Origin of the sequence: Flavonifractor sp. An306, from assembly GCF_002159455.1 — a bacterium.
Classification (GTDB): Bacteria; Bacillota; Clostridia; order Oscillospirales; family Oscillospiraceae; genus Flavonifractor.
Genome location: NZ_NFIQ01000014.1, coordinates 1 through 17384 on the forward strand (window position 1 = coordinate 1; position 17384 = coordinate 17384).

24 protein-coding genes and 1 tRNA gene are annotated in these 17384 nt (G+C 56.2%); 5 read left to right on the top strand and 20 right to left on the bottom strand.

Features of this window, described 5'->3' with window-relative positions:
* Positions 1-90 precede the first annotated feature (90 nt).
* From B5F88_RS21735 to B5F88_RS05030, 16 genes are all read right to left on the bottom strand, one after another.
* The gene (locus B5F88_RS21735; protein WP_275532912.1) at positions 91-216 is read right to left on the bottom strand and encodes a hypothetical protein; all 126 of its coding nucleotides are present in this window, start codon (positions 214-216) and stop codon (positions 91-93) included.
* A complete protein-coding gene (locus tag B5F88_RS04960; protein ID WP_087342381.1) occupies positions 209-505 on the bottom strand; it encodes a hypothetical protein in 297 nt (98 codons plus the stop codon). Before B5F88_RS04960 ends, B5F88_RS21735 begins: the two co-directional genes overlap by 8 nt.
* A gap of 11 nt (positions 506-516) precedes the next feature.
* Entirely contained in the window at positions 517-1659 is a 1143-nt protein-coding gene (locus tag B5F88_RS04965) for a phage tail protein (RefSeq protein ID WP_087342385.1), read from the bottom strand.
* On the bottom strand, positions 1660-2190 hold the full coding sequence (locus B5F88_RS04970; RefSeq protein WP_087342388.1) for a putative phage tail protein: 531 nt from the start codon (positions 2188-2190) through the stop codon (positions 1660-1662). It lies immediately after the preceding gene.
* Positions 2191-2263: 73 nt separating this feature from the next.
* Positions 2264-2911 (bottom strand): hypothetical protein, encoded by a 648-nt coding sequence (locus B5F88_RS04975; protein WP_140402057.1) that lies wholly within the window; start codon positions 2909-2911, stop codon positions 2264-2266.
* On the bottom strand, positions 2901-3416 hold the full coding sequence (locus B5F88_RS20615) for a P27 family phage terminase small subunit (RefSeq protein ID WP_162612112.1): 516 nt from the start codon (positions 3414-3416) through the stop codon (positions 2901-2903). The genes B5F88_RS04975 and B5F88_RS20615 overlap by 11 nt, the downstream gene beginning before the upstream one ends.
* Positions 3417-3634: 218 nt before the next feature.
* On the bottom strand, positions 3635-4000 hold the full coding sequence (locus B5F88_RS04985; protein WP_087342551.1) for an HNH endonuclease signature motif containing protein: 366 nt from the start codon (positions 3998-4000) through the stop codon (positions 3635-3637).
* 300 nt (positions 4001-4300) lie between these two features.
* Entirely contained in the window at positions 4301-5095 is a 795-nt protein-coding gene (locus B5F88_RS04990) for a hypothetical protein (protein ID WP_087342396.1), read from the bottom strand.
* Positions 5095-5298, bottom strand: a complete 204-nt coding sequence (locus B5F88_RS04995) for a hypothetical protein (protein ID WP_087342552.1) — start codon at positions 5296-5298, stop codon at positions 5095-5097. Before B5F88_RS04995 ends, B5F88_RS04990 begins: the two co-directional genes overlap by 1 nt.
* 306 nt (positions 5299-5604) lie before the next feature.
* The gene (locus B5F88_RS05000; protein WP_087342399.1) at positions 5605-6339 is read right to left on the bottom strand and encodes a hypothetical protein; all 735 of its coding nucleotides are present in this window, start codon (positions 6337-6339) and stop codon (positions 5605-5607) included.
* An 8-nt stretch (positions 6340-6347) separates the two neighbouring features.
* On the bottom strand, positions 6348-6686 hold the full coding sequence (locus B5F88_RS05005) for a hypothetical protein (RefSeq protein WP_087342401.1): 339 nt from the start codon (positions 6684-6686) through the stop codon (positions 6348-6350).
* Positions 6683-7657, bottom strand: coding sequence for a DUF3102 domain-containing protein (locus tag B5F88_RS05010; protein ID WP_087342404.1), 975 nt, complete (start codon positions 7655-7657; stop codon positions 6683-6685). The genes B5F88_RS05005 and B5F88_RS05010 overlap by 4 nt, the downstream gene beginning before the upstream one ends.
* The gene (locus B5F88_RS05015) at positions 7644-8429 is read right to left on the bottom strand and encodes a ParA family protein (RefSeq protein WP_087342407.1); all 786 of its coding nucleotides are present in this window, start codon (positions 8427-8429) and stop codon (positions 7644-7646) included. The genes B5F88_RS05010 and B5F88_RS05015 overlap by 14 nt, the downstream gene beginning before the upstream one ends.
* A 19-nt stretch (positions 8430-8448) precedes the next feature.
* Positions 8449-9861 carry a DnaB-like helicase C-terminal domain-containing protein gene (locus B5F88_RS05020; protein WP_087342410.1) on the bottom strand — a complete coding sequence of 471 codons (1413 nt, stop codon included), beginning with the start codon at positions 9859-9861 and terminating at the stop codon, positions 8449-8451.
* On the bottom strand, positions 9855-10655 hold the full coding sequence (locus B5F88_RS05025; protein ID WP_087342413.1) for a helix-turn-helix domain-containing protein: 801 nt from the start codon (positions 10653-10655) through the stop codon (positions 9855-9857). The genes B5F88_RS05020 and B5F88_RS05025 overlap by 7 nt, the downstream gene beginning before the upstream one ends.
* Positions 10643-10912 (bottom strand): hypothetical protein, encoded by a 270-nt coding sequence (locus tag B5F88_RS05030; RefSeq protein ID WP_087342416.1) that lies wholly within the window; start codon positions 10910-10912, stop codon positions 10643-10645. The genes B5F88_RS05025 and B5F88_RS05030 overlap by 13 nt, the downstream gene beginning before the upstream one ends.
* Before the next feature lie 637 nt (positions 10913-11549).
* On the opposite strand from B5F88_RS05030, the gene B5F88_RS05035 reads away from it, so the two are divergent.
* Positions 11550-11960: a hypothetical protein gene (locus B5F88_RS05035; protein ID WP_087342419.1), complete on the top strand. Its 411-nt coding sequence runs from the start codon at positions 11550-11552 to the stop codon at positions 11958-11960.
* On the opposite strand, the gene B5F88_RS05040 is transcribed toward B5F88_RS05035, so the two are convergent.
* The 3 genes from B5F88_RS05040 to B5F88_RS05050 all read right to left on the bottom strand — a co-directional run bounded on the left by B5F88_RS05040 (position 11938) and on the right by B5F88_RS05050 (position 13007).
* Entirely contained in the window at positions 11938-12174 is a 237-nt protein-coding gene (locus B5F88_RS05040; protein ID WP_140402059.1) for a hypothetical protein, read from the bottom strand. The genes B5F88_RS05035 and B5F88_RS05040 overlap by 23 nt on opposite strands.
* A gap of 114 nt (positions 12175-12288) precedes the next feature.
* The gene (locus B5F88_RS05045; protein ID WP_087342424.1) at positions 12289-12759 is read right to left on the bottom strand and encodes a helix-turn-helix transcriptional regulator; all 471 of its coding nucleotides are present in this window, start codon (positions 12757-12759) and stop codon (positions 12289-12291) included.
* 32 nt (positions 12760-12791) lie between these two features.
* Positions 12792-13007, bottom strand: a complete 216-nt coding sequence (locus B5F88_RS05050) for a helix-turn-helix transcriptional regulator (protein WP_087342426.1) — start codon at positions 13005-13007, stop codon at positions 12792-12794.
* A 224-nt stretch (positions 13008-13231) separates the two neighbouring features.
* Between B5F88_RS05050 and B5F88_RS05055 the strand changes: the two genes are divergently transcribed.
* From B5F88_RS05055 to B5F88_RS05070, 4 genes are all read left to right on the top strand, one after another.
* Positions 13232-13576, top strand: coding sequence for a helix-turn-helix transcriptional regulator (locus B5F88_RS05055; RefSeq protein ID WP_087342429.1), 345 nt, complete (start codon positions 13232-13234; stop codon positions 13574-13576).
* Positions 13577-14627: 1051 nt separating this feature from the next.
* Positions 14628-15515 (top strand): tyrosine-type recombinase/integrase, encoded by an 888-nt coding sequence (locus tag B5F88_RS05060; protein ID WP_087342432.1) that lies wholly within the window; start codon positions 14628-14630, stop codon positions 15513-15515.
* On the top strand, positions 15515-15985 hold the full coding sequence (locus B5F88_RS05065) for a helix-turn-helix domain-containing protein (protein ID WP_087342435.1): 471 nt from the start codon (positions 15515-15517) through the stop codon (positions 15983-15985). Before B5F88_RS05060 ends, B5F88_RS05065 begins: the two co-directional genes overlap by 1 nt.
* A gap of 1 nt (position 15986) precedes the next feature.
* Complete coding sequence (locus tag B5F88_RS05070; RefSeq protein ID WP_087342438.1) at positions 15987-17183, top strand: site-specific integrase; 1197 nt, start codon at positions 15987-15989, stop codon at positions 17181-17183.
* Between the two features lie 89 nt (positions 17184-17272).
* Here the strand turns inward: B5F88_RS05070 and B5F88_RS05075 are convergent.
* A tRNA-Pro gene (locus tag B5F88_RS05075) sits at positions 17273-17349 on the bottom strand.
* Between the last annotated feature and the right edge of the window lie 35 nt (positions 17350-17384).

Below are 17384 nucleotides of genomic sequence, written 5' to 3' on the forward strand. Positions count from 1 at the left end.
CGGCAGTCCCCAGGTCGATGATCTCGTTGACGTACTTGTGCAGCTTCTTGTTCATAGTCTTTTCTCCTTTGCAAATATATTCCCACACCGTCAGGCGTTGGGTCCGTTGATGATGGTTTCCGCCTGCTCGACAGTCAGGTACTGAGGTATCATGGCACGCACCTGCTCCTCATTGATCCGGTGCATTTTGAACTGAAGTAGGACGAATTCATACATCTGTCTTTACCCCCATCATACTGAGCATTGCGTTTTCCAAGGCAAAAAGCCGTTCATCTGTGGTAGGTGTCACCGGCCCAGGCTCCGGCTTAGGCTGGGCAGTCGGCGTAATACTAACCAATTTTCCATCCTGAATATTCAGGATACACCAGCCCATACAATCCCAAACAGCATCCTCCAAATAGGCCGGAACTTCGACCCAGTCATCAAGCCAACATGCTGTACGACCAGACTGTGTTTGGATGGGATGTGCTCCGTTTTCTGACGGGTTTAATTGAATAATGGTCATAATAAATCCTCTTATTCAGTGAATATAGCACAATAAAAATAAACTGCTCCTGATTGGTTAATCCCTGAACCGTAATCACCTACGGATATGCTTACATAGTTACTTCCAAAACTAGCATATCCACCAGAGAAAGATGCTGTACCCGCACTTGCCGAATTTACATACGAGAATTTATCAGAAACCGCCAACGATTTCATACCATCTATTGCTATAGTAACTCCGGTAGCTTTTTGTGTTGATGCCTGCATGCCTCCTATAAAAACAATAGAAGGTCTTGCATCGAATGTTATTTTTGCTTCTTTGGTTCCTGTTCCAGAATATTTACCATATACAATACGCGCTTTGCGGTTTGCTGTATTCTGTACGGCAGTAATGAGCGGCATCAAAGTGGCCTGCACAGATGCCGCGCTTCCAACGGGGTCTGCGCCGGCCTGCGCAGCAGTAACTCCATGTGGGTTACTTTTATTATTAGTGTGAGCCGTCAGGTTTGCCTGTACCGCAGACGCACTTCCAGCAGGGTCCGCGCCAGCCTGTGCTGCGGTTACCCCATGAGGATTATTGCGATTGCCAATGTGAGCGTTGAGATTGCTCTGCACCGCTGCGGCGCTCCCAGCAGGGTCAAAGGATATCTCTGGCAATTGTTCCTCTGGCAGCCTTCCCGTATCGTCTAGGGTGGCCACTCCTCCGGGCTGTCCCTTCTGACTCATAGGAATAAACACCAGGGATTGATCAATGACGGCGGTCACATTGGCTACCCCATCGAATACCAGCTCAATGCCGAAAATGGCCTCCCGATACTTCTCTTCCCCCGCCTCAATGAGGTCCCCGTTCCCTCTGGCGTTGCCGTAGGCGTACAGGATCTCTCCCAAATCCGGGTCGGTGGCCAGCAGGCCCAGCTCCTCCCAGCGGAACTCCTCCATGCCTGTATTGAGAAACTGTCCGGTGACGGTACACTGATTGCCCTGGTTCTTCACCTCGGCCAGCGGGATGTACTTGACCGGCTCCAGCAGCTGGGTGCGCTCCTGAAGCGGCTGTCCCTCCTCCAGGGTGCCCTTCCCGATCTGCCAGCGGGTCACAGGGAGGGCCGTTCCCGTGGGCGACTTGGCCAGCAGCGCCTTTCCCAGATCTGTGATCACCATATTCGGAATTCCCATTCAGTTCACCTGCCTCAACAGAATCACATCTGACCGGCGGGACAAACAGCCCGTATAGACCGATGTCCGCACATTTTGCCGGTATTTTACGGTCCAGTCCAGGTGGGCGGGCTTGAGCTCGTTGACCACCGCCTCCAGATCCTCCTTGTGGGGAACCTCCCCGATGGTCCCGGTATACCAGATCACAAAGCGGTACTGGTCGGACTCCTCCACCACCTCTACCGGCCAGGGTGCAAAGCTCTGAGCCACGCCCTGGATTACCTCCAGAGTGGTGGTGCCGGTACCCTTGACCTTCGCCAGGATCCTGTCCCGCCGGCGGGCGTCGCTTTGGGTGCGGTCCACCGGGATCCCCCAGGCCCGCTCCCACAGCTCCAGGCCCCAGCCGCTGGCGGTGGACGGAAACAGCTGCTCCAGGGTCAGCTCTTTATCCTGGGCCAGCCGCTCCACAGCCTGCCCCAACACCCGTTGCAGCTCTCTGTCCTGGAGTGTGGCTGCCAAAAAGCCGGGGAGCATGGACTCCAGCGACCTCATGTCACCGTCACCTCCCCCAGAACCGGCACATGATCCGCCGGAATAGACAGATCCTCCGTCCCGTCGTTCACCGTCAGGGTACTGAAGTTCTCCACCCCATCAATGGTGAGCAGCATGGCCAGCACCCGGTTGTAGAGCAGCGGATAGAGCGGGGCACCAGCAAACGCTTGGCGATGTTGGGACTGGCCAGAGCGATCTTCTTGGCATCCCCCAGCACCCGCATGGCCTGGCCCCGGTCCACGGCCGCACATTCTACCTCTGGCTCCTGCTCGAATCGGGCCAGTTCCGGATGATAGGGCGGATAGATGGCATCCCCGCACATATGGTGCAGGCCCTGGCAGGACTTCTCGCTGGATTTATAATTGCCTCGGGCCCGCTTGTTGTAGGTGTGCGTAAAGCGCCTTGCGCCGGTGACCTTGTGGACCCAGCCATAAGTGCAGCCCAAGTCAAATACCTGCCAAGGCTCCAGAGTGATTGGCTTGCCGGCATCCACACCCCGCACCTGGATACACTGGCCGAACCACCGGATGATCCGGTCGGCCCGGGTAGTGTCGAACACATAGGGGAAGTCCTCCGTACCCTGGCGTTTCAGGTCGTCCAGGTGCCGCTGGCAGGCCAGGATCTCATACTTGCAGCACTGATCCCGGAGGCGCCCCTGGGTCACTTGCTTGGCGTAGACACTTACCGGGTGGTGAAGGCCGGACTGCCATCTAGTCGCCATAGAGATCGCCGTCCGGATCGGCCTGTGCCTCAGATGCTGCCTGAGCCCGCTTCTGGGCCAGGCGCACCCGGCCGGAAGGGGTAAGTCCCAGCTTCTCGGCGTACTGAAGGATATTCCGCTCCAGGGACTGCATCTTACCGCTCACCGCATCCAGTTTGGCCACGGCGTCGGCCACCGCCTCCGGTTTATCCTTGGCGTCCTTCAGCTGCTTGGTCACCTGGACCAGCACCTTGCACTGGCTCTCATACCGGGCCAGCATGACACAGTACACGCCCAGGGCGTCGCTGTCCAGATCATCCAGGATGACAAGACCGTCCATCCGCTCCAGCACCTTCCGCCAGTACCGGCCGGCGGCGGCGTTTTTGGTCATGATAGCCGGCTTCTCCATCCGGCTATCACGGCCACGGTCGGGGATCACCCCATCCTCGGCCTGCTCCCGGAGCTGACGCTCTTCCTCGGTCAAATTTTTGCTCATGTTGTCCAACACTTTGGGTGCCGTCGGCATGGATCTCACCTCCTGCTCCCCGCACAGCCGGGTATCGAAACCCTGATGGGGGAGATTTTCTCGCATTCGAGGGCCCGCGCGGTCTTGCGCACCTCCCCTCGAAACTTTCTTCAGGTGGGGGGAGGTGCGGCAAGCCGAAGGCTTGCCCCTGGGTGCGCCCGGGCAGACACACGCGCTCGCGCTCAGGCGCGGGCGTAGCCTCCCGAAGTCACTGTCGGTCAATTTCTGTCTGATTTCCGCTGTTCTTCCGCTTGCTCCCTGGCGGTCTTTTGGTCGTGATGGTGCTTGCATAGGCTTTGGTGGTTTGCCGGATCGATGAACAGCTTCCATTCGCCCCGATGGGGCGTGATATGATCCACCACGGTGGCTCGGGTGCGTAGTCCACGTTTGGTGCACTCCCGGCACCAGGGCTCACGCAGGAGCTGAGTTGGCCGCAACTCGTCTGTCCATACAGGCAGGTTGTACCAGGCGTGGTACTCCGCCGACGCCCGGCGTCCCGCCCGCTTGGGCTTGTGTCTGGAACAATACCCCTCCCGTGTGAGTTCCGGGCATCCGGGATGCCGGCACGATCGGAGCGGCTTCATGGCCACGGGCTATCACCTCCGGGCAAAACAAAAAGCCGGCACCGACGCTTCCCCATGCGGGAAGTCATCGGCACCGGCTTACAACGAAGCACTGGCCATCTTCGATATTCACGATGTACTCTGCCTTGCAGCTCCGGCACCAGAGGATCAAACCCTGAGCCTGTGTTTCCGGGTCAGACTTCTGGTTTGTGGTCTGCTTGCAGTTGGGACAGACGTAACGTCCGTTCCTTACGGATAGTTTACCACACTCGCGCTCTGCTTTCAACTTTTTCACTCACTTTCTATGGACTTTTTTACTTGTTACACCTGGTTTCCAGACCGAATAAAGACTCGAGGGCTATTTTGTTGTCGCTTGCGCGGTGGCCTGGCTCCTTTTTTCTCCTTTCTGATCGGCAAGTAATACTTTATAGTGGTGAAGATGCCAAACTCATTTTCAATGGGCGGCGGAGAGCTGAGGATGATGGCCCCAGGCGGAGCAGCCACCGTGATGTTGTCCCTGACGATCTCACTCTCCACCTTGGGCTTCTTCAGTCCGATAGAAGCTGCCCAGGTGCGGGCGCCACTCTCCGCCTTGCCGCACTCCCGGGGTTCTTTGGTCAGGTATTTCGCCAGAGCCTCATATCCCTCCCACAGATCCAGCGGCTCCAGCTCCACCGAACCGTAAGGCCAGAGAGAGCGGATCACCTCCAGGTCCGCCCCGGTACTGTTGAGGATCATATGGTGGTGGAGCCGACCTCCCTCTGCACTAAGCTGCTCGGTCACGTAGATATACTTGGTCTCCTGTCCCCTGGCTTTCCGGTACTCCCGCAGCAGACGGATCAACTTTTTCATCAGCTTCACCGCTTCGGCCCGGCTGACAGGCAGGTGCTCGTCATCATATGTAAAAACTAAATGGAGATCCCGCCGGGTGAAGTTTGCGGCCAGCAGGGCCTCTAATTTCTGCCATGATCGAATCAGGTTCATGCGCATCTGCGCTGCGGTGGAGATCTCTCGCAGGGCCCGCCGTTCCCGGTCTGAGCTGCGCGGCGTTGGGATGGTGTAACAGCCTACGATCACCAGCCGGCCGGCTGTGATGGTCTTTAATCGTTTTGCCATCACTTTATCCTCTCAGATCTACCCAAATGAGAAAGAGAGCGTCCATACTCCGGGTGCCGGAGGGAAAGCATCTTCTCCCGCACCAGCTTGTCCATCACCCGGCCAATGGTGGGCTGGCCGTCCATCCGGGCCAGTCGCTCCAGGTTCTTTGCGGTCCGGCTCGTCACCAGCATGGTGACACGCCTCAAATCTTTACTTTTCACCCTGTTCTCCTCCCTTGTCCTGACCGGCAGTCCTCCGACGAAATGTTGCACAACGATGATACCGCTTATCCCTGTACCAGCCTCCCGGATGCCTGCAAACTCCCATAGTGCCATCATGCCAATAGCAGTTATCACAGGTAGGCATGTATTCCTCGATACGGACGCAGTCTCCCATGCTATCCACCACTTTCCTTTGGCCCAGTCCCGCCCAGCTTATCCAGTCCCCTTCCCACCTTTCGCCACGTATCAATGGGATATACCTCGTCTCCGTTAAGCATATTGCGGAGCGTGGTGGCGGTAATTCCCTTAGGCAAGCGTCCAGCCGCCTATCTTCCGATGATTTACAGCCTCCCAGGAATAATAGGCCATTTGCATCGGGTCTCTTGACCACGCGCAGGGAATCCACACTGTCTCCCTCACATCACCGTTGCGCAGCTCGGCCCGGAACCGACGCAGCTTTCCCTCCTGGTCTACAATCAGGGCCGAGTGAGGTACAAAGACCGTTGTATCGGTGCCATCGGCATCCTGCCACCGGCGAACCATCCAGTACATGACCGCCGTATAGCGCTCAACGTGTACAACCTCCGCCTGCAAAGCCTGGTATGTCCTCCCTTGGCGCAGCGCTGAGCGGCGGGTCACCTCAGCGGCAGTCCAGCAATGAGGGCAAACAGCTGTTTCGCCGTCCAAATATGCAGTGGAATCCGGCCCCAGCTCCGCATACCCATCGTATGTTTGTCCGTCCGGTCCTTCCGTCAGGACAATGCCGTTCCTCACATAACCAGCGATAAAATCTTCCCCGCAGCAGGTGCAGGTGCAGCGTGCGCCCCAGCGGCGCTTTTTTGACTGCTCCCAGCGTGCCCAATCCTGCGGATCCATGATCTGCTGAATCTCGTCTGCCAAGCTGATTGACTCCCGGTGATACAAGATCAGGTTGGAACCCAGTCCTCTCGCATCGTAGATATCCATCAGCACATCCTGCTTCAGCTCGTCGCAGGGCTGGATGGGAAGCATAGCGGCAAGTGCTTTCCAGTTCATATCCATGCCGCACCTCACAGAAAGTCCACCAGGTTGAGCACCTTCGGAGCATCCCCGCCGGTCGCAGCAGAGGCGGCGCCAAGCCCATAAAACTCTCGCAGAATCTCCTCTGCCTCCAGCGGCATGACGCAGGAGAAACCGCCAGTCTTATGGCTGTCCGCAAAGGCTTTGATTTTTTTCTCCGCCTGAACGATCCCCATTTGGGGGTTCTCCAAGTCCTTTGCCAGCAGCTCCGCGCTCTCCGGTTCTCTCCGGCAAATATCCTTCAGCTGCTCCGCCACCATCCAGGGTGCGGAGCGCTCCTTGACTTTGCTCTGCTGCTCATTCAACAGCCTGATAGCCCGGTCGCTCATTCCGCACACCTCCTTGTGACATCAGCCAGCGCAAGCAGGGCTTTCTGGAGCTTTTCCGCTAACTCGGTATCACCTCTGCTCCGTACTTTAAGAAGCAGTCCGTGGAGTTTATTGACAGCCTCGTTCCCCTGAGAGAACAGAAGCTCAAACATCGCCAGATCTTTGTCCCCCGAGATCACGGCCCGGCGCTCCGCCTGCTGGGCCTCGTTCAGCTGCTGCTGAACTGCGGCCAGGTTCTCCTCCACAGCCTTCTGCTTTTCCTCCGCATTCTTTTGGGCCTCCTTGGCCTTGTCCAGCTCGGCCTGCATCTCGGCAATGGCGTCCGCCCTTGCCTTGTCCACGGCAGCCTGATCCACCACCGTCTCCACGGCCACGTCAACCGGCTTTGCCTTCAACTCTGCCAGCTCATCTTCCAAACGGGAAACGGCCTGCATGGCCTGTTCCCGCTCCTCACGAGCCCCAGACAAACGGGCATTGAGCAACCGCATATCCTCCGCCATCTTATCACGGGCCTGCTCCGCAGCCCGCTGCTCCGCTGCGGCGAGTTCGGCCGCAGCCCGGGCCTCGTCCCGCTCTTTGATGGCCTGCTCCAGCTGACGGGCGGACATATCCACCACATTGTGCTCCTCAAGGAAGGTCTCCCGTTCCTCCGGCGGCAGGGCCAGGAGCGCCAAGGCTTTGGAAGCTCCCAAATCCGACAACGTTGTCGGATTTGACCATTCCCGGGCCAATCTCATAAACCGCTGGGCGGATCGTTCCGAGAACTCCACTCGCTCCTCCAGCCAGGACCGCCACTCTCCATGGGAGAGCATGTCCTTTGCCTCAATGAGGCACCGGCCGATGGTGAGGATGGCCTCACCCCCGGCCCGCTTGGCGTCCAGGATCTCACCGGTGATGGTCTCAATGTCCCGCTCTTCCGACGGCGGGGCCATGGTCTGGGCGATCAGCGCCCCCAGGTCAGGCTTTCCCATGCTGGATACCCTCCTTTTCCAGCAGCTCCGCCACCCAGGCCCGGTAGTCCCGGGCCGCCGAGCAGAAGGGGCTCCAGGCCTGAACCGCCATCCGGGCCCAGGAGCTCTCCGGCACCTTGTCGGTGCGGCGGATCACGGTATCATAGACCGGTACCAGCCCCTCCTCCCGGAGGTAGGCCACCGAAACCTCCACCACGGGGGAGCGATGCCACTGGTTGACCAGCACCCCGGCCACCCGCAGCTCCGGGTGGAGGGAGCGCAGGCTGGCGATCTGGTCCACCAGGTCGCCCACGCCGGTGGCGGAGCAGGCGTCGGATAGCACGGGGATAATCACCGCGTCACTGGCCAAGATGGCAGACACACAGGCGGCGGACAGATTGGGCGGGCAGTCAATGACCATCACGTCATAGGCGTTGTCCTCCTCCATGGCCTCCCGCATATCCCGCACGGCCCGGTAACAGCGGCCCCGGTTCCCCCCGGCGGCCTCCAGGTCCAGGGCCCACAGGTCCTCCGCCGCCGGGAGCACATCCAGGCCAGGCACGTCGGTATGTACGGTCAGCTCGTCGTAGCAAATGGCATACCCCCGCAGCAGAGCGCCCAGGCCGGCGTACTCGCCGGAAGGCAGCAGAATCTGGGTAGCGTTGGCCTGCCCGTCGGCGTCCACCAGCAGCACCCGCAGGCCGCAGCTGGTGGCCAGCACATAGGCCAGATTGACGGCGGTGGTGGTCTTGCCCACCCCGCCCTTGCGATTCACAATGGCAAATGTTTTCATGCACAAGTCCTCCTGTTTCTTACTCCGGCTTTGCCTGCCCGTCGGCGCCGCCGGTCTGATTTTTTTCGGTCGGCCGGAAAGGGTCGTTGGGGTCATCGTCATAGATGCCCTCCCAGAAGCGGTCGGCAAAGCTCACCTGTTTGTACTGCCTGGGCCGCTTCATGGGAGCCGTCTGAGGCGCTGCCCCCTCCACCACGGACTGGCGAAACCGCTGATAGGCCCCGTCGAAGGTGAGGTACATCCGCCCCCGCTCGCCGTCCTTGTTCTTGGCCAGCTTGAGAACCCGGCGGCTCTCGTTGGGCCGGGATGGTTCCTCCAGGTAGAGCAGCAGAATGGCGTCGGCGTCCTGCTCGATCTGCCCAGATTCCCGCAGGTCGCTCATGGTGGGCTCGATGTACTTGCTTTCGTCTTTGGTCTTTTCCGACCGTGTTAGCTGGGACAGCGCCACCACCAGAATGCCGTTTCCATGGGCCATCTGCTGGAACGTCCGGCTGATGGCAGACACCTGCTCTGTCCGGTTGGCCTTCCGGGTTTCCGGCTCTACGATCTGGAGATAGTCCACATAGACGATCTGGTACCGGTTGGCCAGGGCATCTGCCCGGATGTCACTGGCCGTCATGCCGGAGGCGTCAATCAGCTCCAGCTGGTGCTTGAGGATCTTGGGAGCCGCGTCGGCCGCCTGAGCCCATTCTCCCTCTGTAAGTGCCCCCCGCTTGATGGCGGCCATTTCGATACCCGCCATGTTGGAGATCAGCCGGTCTGCCAGCTTGTAGCGGCTGGTCTCCAGAGAGTAAAATCCCACCCGCTTAGCCTCGCTCTGATGGTAGGCAAAGGACACCGCCAGGGCGGTCTTGCCTGCGGAAGGGTAGCCGCCCAGCACCACCATGTCCCCCAGGTCGGCAAAAAGCTGCTCGTCCAACTTGGACAGGCCCCAGGTCATATACCGGTGTGGCGTAGTGTGCCGCTGCCAAAAAGACTGGAGCATCTGCTCCATGTTCATCCGCCGTACATCCTGCCGCTCCACAGCGAGGGCCTGGATCTTGTCCGAACCCCGGCGGATCTCCTCCATGTCCCGGGCCTCGTACATTTCCAGGACAATCCTTCGAGCCTGTACAAATCGGGCCTGCTCCTGCATCCGGGGCACATACTCCCAGATGTTCGCGGCTGTTGGCACATCCTCCATGATCTGGAGGAGCAGCGTGCTCCAGTCCTCTCCCCCACCCAGCCTGTCCCGGACAGTCACCGGATCTACCGGCTTGCCGCTGACAAACTGGGCCCGGATGGCCAAGAAAACCTGCCGATAGGTATCGTCCAGAAAGTCCCGCTCCGACACCTTGCTGAGCACCGGCCCAATCAGCTTGTCCTCAATGAGCAGCGCACCCAGCACGGCCTCCTGGTTGGAGAGGCGGTCTTTGGCCTCCAGGCTCACCATGTGGGCACCTCCTCACGCTGTACCACCTGTACGGCCGGAGAGCCAGACACAGGCAGCTGAGCCGGCAAGTCCTCCCACCGGCGCTTGCGCAGCCACCGGCAGGCGTAGGGTATGCCGATACCTCTCTGCCACTCCTCGCTGGCCTTCTGCCGGGCCAGTGCCCGGGCCATTCGGTCAATGAGGGCATCGTCCGGCCGGAGCTTGTCCCACTCCGCCACAGCTCCCATCCGATCCTCGCCCCGTGGGTAATAGTCCCAGAAGGCCTCAAACCGTTCCGGCTTCCAGCTCGGCTCCGACTTGGGCCTCCGCTGCCGCTTTTTTCGCTGGGGCTTGTCCCCCTCTGGGGGACTATGGGGGTTTATTAAATCTTTATTTTGTATATCTTTATTTAATTGCGTCGGATTTTCCGACGACGGCTCAGCCAATATTGGTTCAGCCAATATTGGAAAACCCGACAATGGTGCTTCTTCAGCCATAGTCGGGTTTTCCGACAATGGCTCCGCCTGATCCCGGATGGTATACACGATACCGGTGAACTTTCCGCCGTCCCCATGAGATCTGGAGCGGGACAGATACCCGGCTTCCTCCATCTCCGCCAGTGCGCTTCGGATAGCGTCCCGGCCGCAGCCTGCCACAGTGGCCAGACCAGCCACGCTGTAATCCCAGTCCTCCGGCAGGGAGAGAATAATGGCAAACAGCCCCTTGGTTTTGAGCGATAGCCCGGTATCCCGTAAAATCCCGTTGGGCAGCACCGTATACCCGCTGCTGCGCTGGACACGGATCACATCGGCCATCGCCCATCACCTCCATCCTCCTGCAAGCGGATCCACCGCAGCTCATAACGCTTACACAGCCCCGCCATGGTCACGGTAGAGCCGCAGCCGCTCAAATATGTATGTCCCTGGTAGATCTCCATGCGACCGACGTAATACCGCTCGCTGCGGGCCTGCGTCTTGGGGATCAAATGCAGGACGATCAGCTCCCCATCATAGGGGCCCAGCTGGCCCCGCCGCCTCAGATCCAGCGGTTTCCACTGATTGGTGTTCCACATTTTACTCCCTCCCCTTTAAAATTCAGACTGTTTGTGCTATCATAATTATGGTTTTCATGCACGAAACCATTGTTTGGCCCTGCTGTCTGTGCCCGCAGACAGTGGGGCCTCTTTTTTGCCTTTCCATAGAGCACCTCCTTGCACGTTGGGCCACACTCTTGCAACTGTTACTGTAACGTGATAAAATGCTGCAAAAGGGGGTGTATGTGTTGCCTCTAAATCTTTGTTCACTATTTTCTAGTTATTCATGCCTTATTGATATATTGGGCATCATCATCTCTCTTTTGACACTGATAACTATGCTACGTTTTAAGCATCGCATCCGTATCGAGTTAGATCGGCGAGATTTGTCTAATACTAGAAAACGACTGCAGAAAGAACTTGATGGATACGCCGGTTCATTGATGGATGGAATTTATACCGTGGATTTTTTACAGCGAATTGATTTACATCTAAATGATTTGCTTACATCGTATAAATGCTTCTCTCTAAGGCTCCGATGCAGCATCCGTTGGACATTGTTTTTCCTGAATTTCTATTGCATAAGTGACGCATCATGCCAGAAAACAAAATACCGACACAGGTTGTGTAAGAAATTACGCAGAATTTTAGTTTTATTGAGGAAAGAGGATTGAATATGAAGAGAGATCTTATAAATACTTTTATCGACTGTCTCATATCAGAAACTCTTGAGGATCGGCGGGAGTGGCATCCTCTGTACCAGCAAACAGAAGAGACCTCCAAGCAAAATGAAAACCTGTACTATCTTTTATTTGAATGCGAGTACCACAAAGTTATGTATGATGAATCCTATTTCCTCCCGTTTGGAAATGGATTTTTCTACCTCATACATGAGTGGTCAGAATCTGGTCGAGATGGTACAATATTTGATGGATATAACCTATATGCGCAGCCAGATAGCAAATCTAAAATTACTCTGCTTTTACGTGATGCTCCGGAATTATACCGCCTCAAAAATGCCATTCTTGAAAAGGACAAGTTGCCAGAAGATGTTGAAAGTTTTATCACTGAATTCCTAGAAGCATAAACAGCAGCTCTTTTTCAGATTTGAGTTGCATAGAAATTTTTCGAATCAATTGCTCATCAAGCCCTTCCGTTTGAAAGCATTCTTTGATCAAAGATACAATCGTATAAGCATCCGTAAGCATATCAGCTAGTTCTTGATTCTTTATGATAGGTCTTTCCTCGGTATCTTTGAGCTTTGGCTTTTTTATTCCTGCTCCCATTGCTTTATACTCCATATTTCTTAGTGTACTTCTGTTTTCACACGGATCTCTTTGGCCCTGCTGTCTGTGCCCGCAGACAGTGGGGCCTCTCTTTTTGCGTTACGGGCAGCATCCACAAGATCATTATGGTCACACTCCCGTTTCTTCCGGGGCCGGATGCGCACAGTATACATCCATCTCCAAACCTGATTTGATGATTTCCCGAATGTCAACCATGATCTCGTCGAACTCTGCACGCTCGCTGTCATCGATGTGGTCATCTTCTGCTATTTCCATAAGCCGTTCCAACTTGTGATCCTGGCTGAAGCGGTTGATCCGGTTATAAATCCGGACAGCCACGGCCATCAGGCTGCGCTGCTCCAGCGCCGGGACAACATGCTCCATCAGGACATTGCTCTCATGGAGGTGCTGATAAGCCAAATGCTGTGCATTATACAAAATGACCATTAACTCAACGATGTAATTGGGCGGGATTCGCTGTCCGGTTTCATACGCCCGTACACTTTCTACGGATATTCCCAGCCGTTCCGCTGCCGCTTCCTGGGTATAACCTGCCGCTCGACGAGCTACTTTGTAGATGTTTTGGTACTCTCCCTGCATGGTACTCCCTCCTTCCGTGTGATAGGCTTCAATTAGCTGGCAGGGCGTTCCTGCTCCGGCGGGCCTGCTCTGCCATACAGCTCGTCGATCGTGCAGTGCAGCGCATCAGCCAAAGCACCCAGCCGGCTGGTAACCGGTAATGCTTCACCCGTTTCCCAGCGGGAAACAGTGGCTACTGTTACGCCCATTTTCTCAGCAAGCTCAGCCATACTCATTCCGAGACGCTCTCTCAACTGGCGGATAGGCATACGGCATCTCCTTTCACATTTCGCTTGATTACTTGCGGCGTAAATGATAAGATAAAAAATAATACCTACATATTGGGCGGTGCCAATTTTTCCCGCTCACTATATCAATGATTTACTCCGCAGGTAAATCATAAATCCGAAATATGAGAATGTCAATTATATTTTCTCATATTTTAAAAATATGACCTTTTTACTAATTCCTTATTTAAGAGGTGATCTACCCCTTGGACAAGCAGCTTTTTGTGCAAAATGTAAAAGTGTACTGTCAGATCAAAGGGGTAAAGCCAACTGTCGCGTGTATGGAAAGCGGCGCCGGAAAGAGTTTGCTGAGCCAAATAGAACGCCGTGGCATTGTTCCTTCTGTCGAGAAGGTTCAGCTCCTTGCTCAGTATCTAGGCGTCACCGTCAGTCAGTTACTTGGTGAGGACGCTTCAGAAATTTCTCAGGGACAGCCTCAACCGTACCTGGTATTCCGATATAATCAGCTGCCGCCGGAAGATCAGAAGGACGTAATGGAGTATATCGAATTTAAATTCACTCAGATGGAAAAAAATAAGGCGTCCGAATAGGACGCCCCAACGAGATAATAGATACGCCCGGGACTGATAGCCCCGGGCGTTCAACTTGATATACATTATATATACTTTCTATCATTGACATGCACAATATATTGTGTTATATATGTATTGTATTGATTGTATGCACGTACTCGCTGAAATTGCGGGGGCAGGTTCTTGGGTACCCAAGGTCCCGCTCGTCGGGCTTAGATCCGCATTGTGCACGTTGTTAGGATTGTACGAAGTGTGCAGGGGAAACTGCGCTTTGGAGGCGCCAATTTGACCCCTTGCTGGAAATGTGGTAGACTATAGTAGCTGATTAAAGAAGTATGGTTTTAGAGTATGCAAACCATAGTCTATAGCATAAAGTGCAACTGTACAGCTAAAATATATCATGCTATCATTATTCTGTACTTAGGTCAGATTTTTTAGGTCAGATTTTTACCTGTTGGGGAGGATACGCCCACCCAGCGGAGACTTGTCAGACATGGAAAGCCTGCCTGCTTACAAAATGAAATATAGACCCATTGGGTCCGAAAACAAGGATGATTTGTTTTCGGGCCTTTTTGTATCTATAGAGAAAAACCGCAGCGGTTTTTGGAGTATCCAACTGCAGCAACTCAATCACTACACGGAATGGTCTCGAGGAATCTTCCCGGCCACCGCACGAGAGGAGCTTACATTGACACAGTTTAATTGGACAGTTCAGGTCGGGTTCGTCGCCGGCCGGCGCGGCAGCAGGCAGAGCCGTGTCCCCTTCCCACCCATTCCCGCCCCGCTGCCGGGGGCGGAACACAGGACGCCAGCAGCACAGTCTGCACCCCACCCAGGGCGCGCGTCCGCCGCGGTAAGACTATCTTACCGCCCGGTTGCACCGGGTCAGCGGCGATCATACTCAACAGAGACAGATTATAAATATAGATCCGAATTCGTCCTATGAATCCAGTCATTCCAGTGCCAGACGCTGACTGTGATCCGGGCGATCTGCGGAAACCCGCCGGAAACAGCCGGCCTGCGCCATTGGGTGGACTGCGTCCTTTTGTGATTTGAAAGGACGGTATCTATGTCAAAACAATATCAGAATCTACTCTCTCAGCTTGACCGACTGCACCGGCATAACCGGCAAGGGAGCTTCCGCACCCGTGCCCGATATCACGAGGCCATGCAGCGATTCTGCCGCTGGCTGGCCGATACATACCATGTGGAGCGTTTGGCCAACGTCGCGCCCAAGCACCTGATCGCCTACACCCGCCACCTGCAGGAAAGTGGGAAGGCTCCATCTACCATCAAAACGGATCTGGCAGCGATCCGTTTTTACCACGATCTCATGCCTTCCCCTCGATATGAGCTGCCAGACAATAGCGACTTGGCTCTCCAGCGCCGTTCCTATCTGGGTGTAGATCGAACCTGGAGTGAGCAGGAGCTGTCCAGGATGCTAACCTATGCCGCCGAGCTGGGACGGGAGGACTATGTGACCATTCTTCTGCTGGGCCGGTACACTGCCCTTCGCATCCATGAGTGCTTCCGCATTGACACCGCCACTGCCTGCCAGGCTCTCCGGGAGCACGCCATCACCATCAAGGGCAAAGGTGGGCTTGTCCGGACGGTGCCGCTTGCGCCTATCCTGGCGCCTCGCCTCCGGTACCACCTGGACAGGACATCCCGAGGAAGCAAGCTCTTTGTTGGGAACGGGTTGCCCACCCACCAGGCTATTAAGGCGCTGCAATCCTTCATCGCCACCCATCGGATTTACGCTCAGGATCCGGACTCCCAGCGGCCAATGACCTTTCACGGTCTTCGGCATACCTGTGCCGCCGAGTGGTATGATGCCCGTCTCACCGCCGGCGACACCCCCAAGCAGGCCCGTCTGGCCGTGGCTCGTCTCCTGGGGCATGGCCGGGATGAGGTGACCAAGATCTACTTGGCCTCCAGAGAAGGCGGTGATATGTAATGCGTCGTCCCGTCTCCTTTGAGGATCTACCTCTGGTTATGACCATTGAGGATGTGGCCGAAGTGCTTCAGATCAGCAAAAGCACAACCTACCAGCTGGCCCGCAGCGAGCAGCTGCGCTGCATCCATGTAGGCCAGCGGCTGCGGGTTCTCCGTACTGACTTTATCACATACCTGACCAGCGGCATCCCATATCCAGAGTGTCAGCCCTGTCTGGCAGAGCTGCCTCTGCTCCTGACCGTGTCTGATCTCCAGCCGATTTTGCAGCTGGGTAAAAACAGTGTGCTGGAGCTGATCCACACCGAGCAGATCCGCTGTATCCGGGTCAGCCGTCAGATCCGGGTGCTGAAGCATGAGCTTCAGCTCTTCCTTCTGGGGGGTCAGGACTCATACAAAAACTCCCTGTTGCATCCCCTGTCCGGCGAGTATGATGCCTGTACCAGTCTGGATCACGCAGAAGGAGGGATATAATATGCCGCGCACCGCAAAACCGGCACGTGGGGTCTCCGGCGGGGGCAGTATCCGCAAAAAAACAGTCACCCGCAACGGAAAAGAGTACACCTATTGGGAAGGGCGCTATACCGCTGGATATGACCCAAAAACAGGCAGGCAGCAGCAGAAGTCCATCACCGGAAAGACAAAGGGGGAAGTCGCTCAAAAACTCCGCCAGGTGACGGTGGAGTTGGATCAGGGGACTTATCAGGAGCCCTGTCAGCTTCTTCTCTCTGAATGGCTGGATATCTGGCTGGAGAACTACACCAGCCATCTGAAGCCCCGGGCCTTGGAATCCTATCAGTGCCAGGTTCGAAACCACCTCCGGCCTGAGCTGGGAAAGATCCGGCTCTGCGAACTGCACACCCACATGGTACAGCGGTTTTACGTCGGCCTCCAGAAGAGCGGTCTGTCGCCTAAGACCATCTCTATAATCCATGGCACACTCCACAAGGCACTCCAGCAGGCCGTGGATATTGGCTATCTCCGGGACAACCCGGCCGACCATTGTGTCCGCCCGCGGGTTCGGCGCAAGCCGATCAAACCGCTGGACGATGACGCCATCCGGCAGTTTATGGCTGCAGCAAAAGGGCACCGGTTTGAACGGCTCTACCTGCTCACCCTCTTTACCGGCCTGCGGCAGGGCGAGGTGCTGGGCCTCACCTGGGACTGTGTGGACTTTGCCAAGGGCACCCTGCTGATCGACAAGCAGCTCCAAAAGATGCCCGGCCATGGTTACGGTACTTCAACCTATGAGCTCGCCTCTACGAAAAGCGACCGGACGCGGAAGATCACCGCGCCTCCCTTCGTTCTTGCTCTCCTGAAGCAGGAACGGAGCCGACAGGCCGAAGCCCACCTGCAGGTTGGCCAAGCCTGGAAAAACACTGGTCTGGTGTTCACCAACGAGTTGGGGGAGGCCCTTCGTCCCTACACCGTATACAAGGACTTCAAGAAGCTGGCGGACAAGATTGGTCTCCCGGCCACCCGTTTCCACGATCTCCGGCACAGTTATGCCGTGGCCGCCATCAAGGGGGGTGACGACATTAAAACCGTACAGGAAAACCTGGGGCACGCTACGGCCGTTTTCACCCTGGATATCTACGGCCATGTGACCGATCAGATGAAGCGGGACAGCGCTGACCGCATGGAGAAGTTCATCGAAAGCCTCTCCGGTTAGAGAAATCTTAAAGGGAAAACAAAGGGAAAACTGCCCCTCCCAGGGCATAAAAAAAGCCTTGGAGCTCTACAGCTCCAAGGCTTTCCTATTGGTCCGAGTGACTGGATTCGAACCAGCGGCCTCTTGAACCCCATTCAAGCGCGATACCAAACTTCGCCACACCCGGAAATCGCCGCCCTGTTTCAGACGGCTTGATTATAT